At 70.5% G+C, this 8,958-nt stretch carries 8 protein-coding genes; 4 read left to right on the forward strand and 4 right to left on the reverse strand.

The window, feature by feature from the left end:
* The 3 genes from E1298_RS39880 to E1298_RS39890 form a co-directional block, all read left to right on the forward strand.
* Positions 1-506 (forward strand): CHAP domain-containing protein (locus tag E1298_RS39880; RefSeq protein WP_131902577.1); only part of this gene is annotated, 506 nt, incomplete at its 5' end.
* A 36-nt stretch (positions 507-542) separates the two neighbouring features.
* Entirely contained in the window at positions 543-1,811 is a 1,269-nt protein-coding gene (locus tag E1298_RS39885) for a gluzincin family metallopeptidase (RefSeq protein ID WP_131902578.1), read from the forward strand.
* Positions 1,812-1,814: 3 nt separating this feature from the next.
* Positions 1,815-3,230: a M48 family metallopeptidase gene (locus tag E1298_RS39890; RefSeq protein ID WP_243726109.1), complete on the forward strand. Its 1,416-nt coding sequence runs from the start codon at positions 1,815-1,817 to the stop codon at positions 3,228-3,230.
* A 27-nt stretch (positions 3,231-3,257) separates the two neighbouring features.
* Here E1298_RS39890 and E1298_RS39895 read toward each other — a convergent pair whose 3' ends face one another.
* From E1298_RS39895 to ctaC, 4 genes are all read right to left on the reverse strand, one after another.
* A complete protein-coding gene (locus E1298_RS39895) occupies positions 3,258-4,424 on the reverse strand; it encodes a L,D-transpeptidase (RefSeq protein WP_243726110.1) in 1,167 nt (388 codons plus the stop codon).
* Positions 4,425-4,685: 261 nt separating this feature from the next.
* Positions 4,686-5,096, reverse strand: coding sequence for a cytochrome c oxidase subunit 4 (locus E1298_RS39900; protein ID WP_131902580.1), 411 nt, complete (start codon positions 5,094-5,096; stop codon positions 4,686-4,688).
* A gap of 3 nt (positions 5,097-5,099) precedes the next feature.
* Entirely contained in the window at positions 5,100-6,767 is a 1,668-nt protein-coding gene (gene ctaD, locus E1298_RS39905) for an aa3-type cytochrome oxidase subunit I (RefSeq protein WP_131902581.1), read from the reverse strand.
* Positions 6,764-7,555, reverse strand: a complete 792-nt coding sequence (ctaC, locus tag E1298_RS39910) for an aa3-type cytochrome oxidase subunit II (RefSeq protein ID WP_131902582.1) — start codon at positions 7,553-7,555, stop codon at positions 6,764-6,766. Before ctaC ends, ctaD begins: the two co-directional genes overlap by 4 nt.
* A gap of 163 nt (positions 7,556-7,718) precedes the next feature.
* On the opposite strand from ctaC, the gene E1298_RS39915 reads away from it, so the two are divergent.
* Positions 7,719-8,897 (forward strand): cysteine desulfurase family protein, encoded by a 1,179-nt coding sequence (locus tag E1298_RS39915; RefSeq protein ID WP_131902583.1) that lies wholly within the window; start codon positions 7,719-7,721, stop codon positions 8,895-8,897.
* The last annotated feature ends 61 nt before the right edge of the window (positions 8,898-8,958 follow it).

The raw sequence follows: 8,958 nt of genomic DNA on the forward strand, positions 1-8,958 counted from the left end.
CCGCCCGCCCGTCGAGGCCCACCGCCGAGGAGGCCATCAGGCTGGCCAGGTCCCAGGTGGGGATCGAGGAGGACGGCGGCGGCGAGACCAAGTTCCAGGAGTGGTACATGAGCACCTCGCGCGCCGGGGAGACCGTCGCGCGCGACGGCGGCTCCATCGGGCAGTACGGCGACGCCTCCTGGTGCGACATGTTCATCTCCTGGATCGGCGACCGGCTCGGCTTCAGCGACGGGATGGGCAAGGACGCCTGGACGGTCGCCCACGCCCGCTGGTTCCAGGACACCGGCCGCTGGGGCGACGAGCCCCGTCCCGGCGCGATCGTGTTCTACGACTGGGACGGCGGCGGCGCGGTCGGCGGCATCAACCACGTCGGCATGGTGATCAAGAAGCTCGGCGACGGGAGGATCCAGACCGTCGAGGGCAACACCGGCGACGCGGTCATGGTCAAGAGCCGTTCGACCGACAAGGTCGTCGGCTACGGCTACCCCGACTACGCGGCGCGATGACGCGCCCTTTCCAGAGGGCTGCATAGGATCGCGCGCATGGAGGACCGCGTTCGGCAGGGCGGTGCCCTCTCGCGGCGCAGGGCACTCGCCCTGGGCGCGGGAGGCACCGCCCTGCTGCTCGCCGGGACCACGGGCTTCCTCCGCGCGCGCTCGGACGAGTCCGGAACGCCCTCCACGGAGGCGACCAAGGTCGCCGGGTCCTTCCGCCCGGACATGGCCGGCCCGGTCCTGGCCAACAGGGCCCGTGCCGTCGGCAAGGGCGACCGCACCGCGTTCCTCGCCACCGTGGGCTCCGCGCCCCCCGCTTTCCAGGCCGCCCAGTCCCGCCTGTACGACAACCTGCGCAGGCTCCCGCTGGACGGCTGGCGCGAGCGCGTCGCCGGCACCCAGCTCACGGACGGCAAGACGGGCGCCACCGTCGTGCGCGTGGAGATCCGCTACAAGCTGCGGGGGTTCGACCGCGGCGCCGTGGCCCGCACCCGCTACCTGATGCTCGCGCCCCGCTCCGGCATCTGGGTGATCGTGGGCGACGGCTCGTCCCACGGGTTCGCGGACGAGGCCGAGATCTGGGACGGCGGGCCGCTGACCGTGGTCCGGGGCCGGTCCAGCCTGGTCATCGGCGACGCCGGCGACCTGCCCCGGATCGCCCGCCGGCTCGACGCCGCCGTCCCCGTCGTGACCGGCGTCGTGGGGCGGGGCTGGCCGCAGCGGGCCGTCGCGCTCGTCCCCGCCGAGCCGCGGCTGGCCGCGGCGCTCGCCGGGCAGGGCCAGGACCTCCGCGAGATCGCCGCCCTCGCCACCGTGACGGCCGCGGCGGGCGGCGGCCGCGGCGAGGACCGGGTGATCATCTCCCCCGCGACCTTCGGGCGCCTCAACGAGCTCGGCCGCGACGTCGTCCTGACGCACGAGCTCACGCACGTCGCCACCGGCGGCGCCCGCGACCGCACCACGCCCCTGTGGCTGATCGAGGGCTTCGCGGACTACGTCGGCTACCACCGCGCGAAGGTCGGCGTCGCGTCGGCGGCCCGGGAGCTGCGGCGCGAGGTGGCCGCGGGCCGCCTGCCGGCCGCGCTGCCGTCCGCCGACGCCTTCTCCGGGGCCGCGGAGCGTCTCTCGCAGTCCTACCAGGAGTCCTGGCTCGCCTGCAGGATGGTCGCCGACCGGTACGGTGAGGCGACGCTCGTGCGGCTGTACCGGGTCGCCGGCCGCGTCCCCGAGGCCACCGCGCTGAGGGACGTGCTGGGCCTCACCCGGGACCGCTTCACCGGCATGTGGCGCGACTACCTGAAGAAGGAGCTCCAATAAATCATGAGCGGGCAGGAGGTCGCGTCGTCCGGGCTCAGGAGTGGAGGGCGGGAGGGCGCCGCGCGGATGCGGGTGCCCCGGCTGGCCGCCGCCGTCACCGCGGCCGTGCTGTTCGTCACCGTCGGGATCGTGCTGGCCGTCACCACTCCGTGGAACCCGCTGCCCGGTCACGTGCCGGGCGGGCATGTGGAGCCCGATCCGGGCCTTGACTACTCTCCCTCGGAGATCGCCCGTTCCCGCGCGTTCGACTCGGCCGTCAACCCGCCCGCCTACGCCGGTCTCGTCGTGGGCGTGCTGCTGGTGCTCGCCCTGGGGTTCACGCCGCTCGGGTCGCGCTTCATCGGGTGGGCCACGGCGCGGGTCCGGCGGTGGCCGCTGCGCGTCGCGGTCGCGGCGGTCGCGCTGACGACGCTGCTGCGGCTGGCCGGGCTGCCGTTCGACATCTGGAACGAGTCGGTGCTGCGCCGCTACGGGATCTCGACCCAGGCGTGGCCGGAGTGGCTCGTGGACCAGCTCAAGTCCCTGGCCGTCACCTGGGTGATCTACACGATCGCCCTGCTGCTGCTGTACGGGGTGGTGCGCCGCTTCCCGCGCTACTGGTGGGCGGGGGCGGCCGCCGGCGGGTTCGTGCTGGTGGTGGCCGTGTCGTTCCTCTATCCGGTGGTGGTCGAGCCGGTCTTCAACAAGTTCCACTCGCTGCCGCAGGGCCGGTTGCGCACCGATCTGCTCGCCATGGCCGAGCGGGACGGCGTGCCGGTGGAGGACGTGCTGGTCGCCGACGCGTCCCGCCGGACCACCTCGCTGAACGCGTACGTGTCGGGCTTCGGCTCCACCCGCCGCATCGTCCTGTACGACACGCTGCTGAAGTCGCCGCCCGCCCGCGTCGAGTCGATCGTCGGACACGAACTGGGGCACGCCAAGCGCAACGACGTCCTGTGGGGGACGCTCGTGGGCGCGCTGGGCATCGCCGGGGCGATCTGCCTGCTGCACCTGCTGATGACGTCACCGCGGCTCCTGCGGCGCGCCGGGGTCGATCCGGAGACGTCCCAGGAGCCCGCTCCCGGACCGGTGCCGGACCCGAAGGGCACCGGCGCCGCGGACCCGCGGTCCCTGGCCCTCGTCCTGGCCCTGGTGACGGTGGCCACCCAGGTCGGCACCCCCGTCCAGAACCTCGTCAGCCGGCGCATCGAGGCGCGGGCCGACGCGCACGCGCTGAACCTCACCCGCGACCCGTCGACGTTCGTGTCGATGCAGCACGAGCTGTCGGTGCGCAACATCTCCGACCTGAGCCCCGACGCCCTCGAATACCTGCTGTGGCTGACGCACCCGGCCGGGCCCGACCGGATCGCGATGGCCCGCGACTGGGCGCGTATGCACCGCGCCCAAGCGCCGCCCCCGCTGAACGGGCCCGGATCCTAGGGCCGACCCGTCCAGCGGGACGGAGCGCTACGGGCCGCCGACGGCGCGCGGCGCGGTCGGCATGGCGCCGTTGCCGGACTGCGCGGACAGCGTCGACGCGTCCGCGTGCGGCGCCGTCGTCACCGACCGCTTGAGGGCGCTGCCCTTCACCCAGTCGTTCCAGTTCATCTGCCAGTAGCCCCAGCCGTTGTCCGCCTCCAGCTCGCGGCTCGAACCCGTCACCTCCAGCGGGTCGCCCCGGTAGGACAGGTTGTAGAACCACTTGGCGTCGGACGGGCTGATGTTCACGCAGCCGTGGCTGACGTTGTCGTGACCCTGGTCGCCGGTCGACCAGGGCGCGCTGTGCACGAACTCGCCGCTGTCGGAGATGCGGACGGCGTTGTTGACCGACAGCCGGTAGTACCCGGGGCAGCCGGGCCCGCAGCCGGTCGTGGACGAATCCATGATCTCCGGGTTCGACTTGTCCATGGTGAGGTGGTCGCCGTTGGTGGTGGTGTACTTGCGGGCCCCGCCCCTGCCCATGCTCGTCGGGATGGTGCGGGCCTTCCTCCCGTTCACCTTCACCACCATCTTGTGGGTGTCCTCGCCCGCCGTGGAGATGTGCTCGTCACCGACCTTGAAGTCGACGGCGTAGTTCTTCCCGCCGTAGGTGTCCTTGCCGGTGCTGACACCGCTCAGGTGGGCCTGGAACCTCACCTTGGTGTGCGCGGGCCAGTAGGTCTTCGTGCGGAACACCGCCTCGGGGCCGTCTTCGCCCTCGAACCAGTGCCAGGCACCCTCGACCGGCTTGTCCGAACGCACCTCAAGGGCCCGTTCGACGGCGGCCCTGTCGGTCACCTTCTTGCCGAACCGCATGATGATCGGGATGCCGACGCCGACGGTCTCCTTGTCGTACGGCGCCTCCAGCGTCATGTCGAGCTTCTTCTTCACCTCGGCGACGGAGAAGCTGTTGCGGACCGTCCGGCTCTTCCCGTCCTTGCCGATCGCCGTGGCGCTCACCGTGTACCGCTGTCCCGGATCGAGCGACCAGCGCGACCGCCACTGCGTCCTGTCCGCGCTGAGGTCGCCCTCCACCGGCGTTCCCCTGGTCGCCACCGTCACGTTCTCGATCGTCCCGCTCCGCGCCTGGACGGCGATCGGGGTGTCGGGCCTGAGCCTGCCTCCCCCGTCGTTCGGGGACACGGAGAGGTTCACCACGTCCCTTCCCGCCGTCAGTGTGTCCCCGGAGCACCCGGCGGCCCCCACCGCCACGGTCGCGCCGACGAGCACCGCGGTCGCCCGCCTTCCCCGGTCTCCTGGTCCTGAGCCACCATCCCGCACTGTGGACCCCCCGGTCGTCCGACTGGGCGATTTGATTCGTCTTGCCCAGCCCGGTCGCTAGGAACGACGCCCAGATGAAAAGGCCGGTACCCAGAAAAATGTGGGTACCGGCCCCTCTTGGGGTTCTTTTACTGCTCAGTGGGCGAAATGACCCCGGTAGTACTCGAAGACCAGACCGATGGTCGTCATGACGGTCGCGGCCGCGCCGAGCATCACCAGCCACCACCCGAACACCACGCCGAGCGCCACGCACGCGGCCGACATCGCCAGGAACAGCGGCCACCAGCTGTGCGGGCTGAAGAAGCCCAGCTCGCCCGCGGCGTCGGCGATGTCGCCCTCCGGGTCGTCCTCGTACAGCGGGCCGTTGTTGGCCCGCTCAAGGCGCCGGACGGTGAAGTGGATGTAGAACCCGATGAGCCCGGCGAGGCCGATCGACAGGGCGAGGGCCGTGGTGCCCGTCCAGTCGCCGGACCACAGCCAGTAGACGACGTCGGTGACGAGGAAGAACACCGCACACCCGTAGAACAGGAACGCCTGGACGCGCATCCGCTACTCCCCCTTCGTCCCGGCCAGCTCGCCCTTCGCACCCACGTGCGGGTGGTGCAGGTCGAAGGCGGGCCGCTCCGAACGGATCTTCGGAATCGAGTTGAAGTTGTGCCGCGGCGGCGGGCACGACGTCGCCCACTCCAGCGAGGCGCCGTAGCCCCACGGGTCGTCGACGTCCACCCGCTTGCCCTTCTTCGCCGTGATGTAGACGTTGTAGAAGAACGGCAGCAGGGAGATGCCGAGGATGAACGAGAAGATGGTGGAGACCTCGTTCATCCCCTGGAACTCGCCGGCGTAGTCGGCGTACCGGCGGGGCATGCCCGCCGCCCCCAGCCAGTGCTGGATGAGGAACGTGCCGTGGAAGCCGATGAACAGCAGCCAGAAGTGGATCTTGCCGAGGGTGTCGTTCAGCATCTTGCCGGTCCACTTCGGCCACCAGAAGTAGAAGCCCGCGAACATCGCGAACACCACGGTGCCGAACACGACGTAGTGGAAGTGCGCCACCACGAAGTAGGAGTCGGAGAGCTGGAAGTCCATCGGCGGCGACGCCAGGATGACACCGGTCAGGCCGCCGAACAGGAACGTCACCAGGAAGCCCAGCGACCACAGCATCGGCGACTCGAACGTCAGTTGTCCTCGCCAGATCGTCCCCACCCAGTTGAAGAACTTCACCCCCGTGGGCACGGCGATGAGGAACGTCATGAACGAGAAGAACGGCAGAAGCACCTGGCCGGTCACGAACATGTGGTGCGCCCACACGGTGATCGACAGGCCCGCGATGGTGATGGTCGCGAAGACCAGGCTGATGTAGCCGAACACGGGCTTGCGGCTGAACACCGGGAGGATCTCGGTCACGATGCCGAAGAAGGGCAACGCGATGATGTAGACCTCCGGATGCCCGAAGAACCAGAACAGGTGCTGCCACAGCAGCGCGCCACCGTGCGAGGCGTCGAACACGTGCGCGCCGAGCTTGCGGTCGGCCTCCAGGGCCAGCAGCGCCGCGGCGAGCACCGGGAACGCCAGCAGGACCAGGATGGAGGTCAGCAGGATGTTCCAGGTGAAGATCGGCATCCGGAACATCGTCATGCCGGGGGCGCGCATGCACAGGATCGTGGTGATGAAGTTGACGGCGCCCATGATGGTGCCGAAGCCCGACATCGCCAGGCCCATCACCCACATGTCGCCGCCGATGCCCGGCGAGCGCACCGCGTCCGACAGCGGGGCGTAGGCGAACCAGCCGAAGCTGGCCGCGCCGCCCGGCGTCAGGAAGCCCGCGATGACGATGAGGCTGCCGAACAGGAACAGCCAGTACGCCAGCATGTTCATCCGCGGGAACGCCACGTCCGGCGCCCCGATCTGCAGCGGCATGATGACGTTGGCGAAGCCCGCGAACAGCGGCGTCGCGAACATCAGCAGCATGATCGTGCCGTGCATGGTGAACAGCTGGTTGAACTGCTCGTTGCTGAGGAACTGCAGACCCGGCTTGTACAGCTCCGTCCGCATCAGCAGCGCGAGCACGCCGCCGATGAGGAACATGAAGAACGATGTGATCAGGTAGAGGTAGCCGATCACCTTGTGGTCGGTGGACGACATCCACGAGGCGAGGATGCGCCCCTTGCTCGTCCGCGACGCGGCGACCGGCGCGCTCGGTGCGTGACTGATCGTGGTCACTGGGCACCCCCCGCGGCCTGGGCCTTGGAATCGGCGATGAACTTGGCGTACTGCTCGGGCGTCACGACCTTGAGCTGGAACAGCATCCGGCTGTGGTCGACGCCGCAGAGCTCGGCGCAACGGCCCTCATAGGTGCCGAGTTTCTTCGCCGTGAACTCGAACTCGTTGGTGTAGCCCGGCATGACGTCCTTCTTGTACAGCAGCGCCGGGACCCAGAACGAGTGGATGACATCGTTGGAGTGAAGCCGCACCCGCACGGTCTGCCCGGTCGGGATCGTCATGACGGGCTTCGGACCCGAGGAGGCGTTCGGCGCCACCGGCTGGCCGACCACGGAGGCGACGGTCTTCTCCTGGCCCCCGGCCTTCTCCTTGTAGTCGAACTGCCAGCTCCACTGGAACGCCGTCACGTCGATCGTGACCGCCGGGTTGTCGGTGGTCTTCTCGACGTAGTTCTCGTCCCGCGCGGTGAAGTAGAACAGCACCGCGATGATGACGAACGGGACCGCCGTGTAGAGGATCTCGATCGGCATGTTGTAGCGGACCTGCGGAGGCAGATCGTCGGAGCGCTTGCGGTGGAACAGCACCGCCCAGATGATCAGACCCCAGACGACGGCGCCGACCGCGAACGCCGCGATCCAGGAGCCCTGCCAGAGGTTCAGCATGCGCTCGGCCTGATCACTGATCGGCTCGGGCATGCCCAGGCGGGACACCTCGCCGCTGCACGCGGTGGCGGTCATCGCCGGCAGCCCCAGCGCGGCGGCGCTTCTCAATGCGCGGCGAGTGCGCACAGGCGTACGCCGCTCCCTAGAGCGGGTCGGACTCACGGAATGCCTTCCCCACGGATGAAAGCCCGGCCTGCCGGGCGGTGAGATCAGTTGTTGCACGTGTGGTGGACACCCTAGCGCGAGGGTCGCGGGAAGCCCGGATCGGGTGCCCGGTTAGTGTTCTGGCGTGGCTAACTCCAGCGCGCCGGGCTCTTACTTCGACGCCGCTTCCACCGAGCCGCTCCATCCGGCGGCCCGGACGGCGTTGCTGGGAGCGCTGGACGCGGGCTGGGCCGATCCCGCCAGGCTCTACGGGACGTCCCGGAGCACCCGCATGCTGATGGACCGGGCCCGCGCGCGCGTGGCCGGCGTCCTGGGTGCGCGTCCGGACGAGGTGTCGTTCACCTCGTCCGGCACCCAGGCGGTGCACCTGGCGGTCCTCGGGGGGCTCCAGGCGCGCCGGCGGGCCGGGCGCCATCTGGTGGTGAGCGCCGTGGAGCACTCCAGCGTGCTCCACGCCGCCGAACTCCACGAGCGCGACGGCGGCGAGGTCACCGCCGTCGGCGTCGACCGGAACGGCCGGGTCGACCCCGCCGAGTTCGCCGCGGCGCTGCGTCCCGATACGGCGCTCGCGTGCCTCCAGTCGGCCAACCACGAGGTCGGCACCGTCCAGCCGGTCGCCGAGGTCGCCGCGCTGTGCCGCGAGGCCCGCGTGCCGCTGCTGGTGGACGCGGCCCAGTCCCTCGGACGCGCGGACGTCCCGGACGGCTGGTCGTTCCTCGCGGGCAGCGCCCACAAGTGGGGCGGCCCCGCCGGAGTCGGCGTCCTCGCGATCCGCAAGGGCACCCGGTGGCGCTCCCCGCTGCCGGACGACGAGCGCGAGGGCCGCCGCGTCCCCGGCTTCGAGAACGTCCCCGGCGTCGTGGCCGCGGCCGCCGCGCTGGAGGCGTACCGCGCGGACATGGCGGACGAGGCACCGCGCCTCTCCGCGCTCGTCGACCGGATCCGCGACCGGATCCCGCTGACCGTCCCCGACGTCGAGGTGGTCGGCGACCCGGTCCGGCGCCTCCCGCACCTGGTGACCTTCTCCTGCCTCTACGTCGAGGGCGAGGCGCTCCTGACCGAGCTGGACCGGCTGGGTTTCGCCGTTTCCTCGGGAAGCTCGTGCACGGCGGATACGCTGCGTCCAAGTCATGTCCTAGAGGCGATGGGAGTGGTTACCCATGGGAACGTGCGGGTATCGCTGCCGCGTGGCGTTGATTCGGCGGATGTCGACCGGTTCCTCACCGTTCTCCCCGACACCGTCGCCCGCCTGCGCCGGACGACGTTGAACACCATCGAGACAGGGAGGCGGTCGCGCCCATGAGGTTCCGAGGCCGCGCCAAGGGCGAGGCGTCACCCGGCACCGGCCCCGCGCCGTCCCCCGT

It is taken from the genome of Actinomadura rubrisoli (assembly GCF_004349215.1).
GTDB classification, from domain to species: Bacteria; Actinomycetota; Actinomycetes; order Streptosporangiales; family Streptosporangiaceae; genus Spirillospora; species Spirillospora rubrisoli.

What these genes read in the sequence shown, in the direction of transcription:
- E1298_RS39885 (WP_131902578.1), top strand. Translation starts at nt 543, where the DNA reads ATGGAGGACCGCGTTCGGCAGGGCGGTGCCCTCTCGCGGCGCAGGGCA.
- E1298_RS39890 (WP_243726109.1), top strand. Translation starts at nt 1,815, where the DNA reads ATGAGCGGGCAGGAGGTCGCGTCGTCCGGGCTCAGGAGTGGAGGGCGG.
- E1298_RS39900 (WP_131902580.1), bottom strand. Translation starts at nt 5,096, where the DNA reads ATGCGCGTCCAGGCGTTCCTGTTCTACGGGTGTGCGGTGTTCTTCCTC.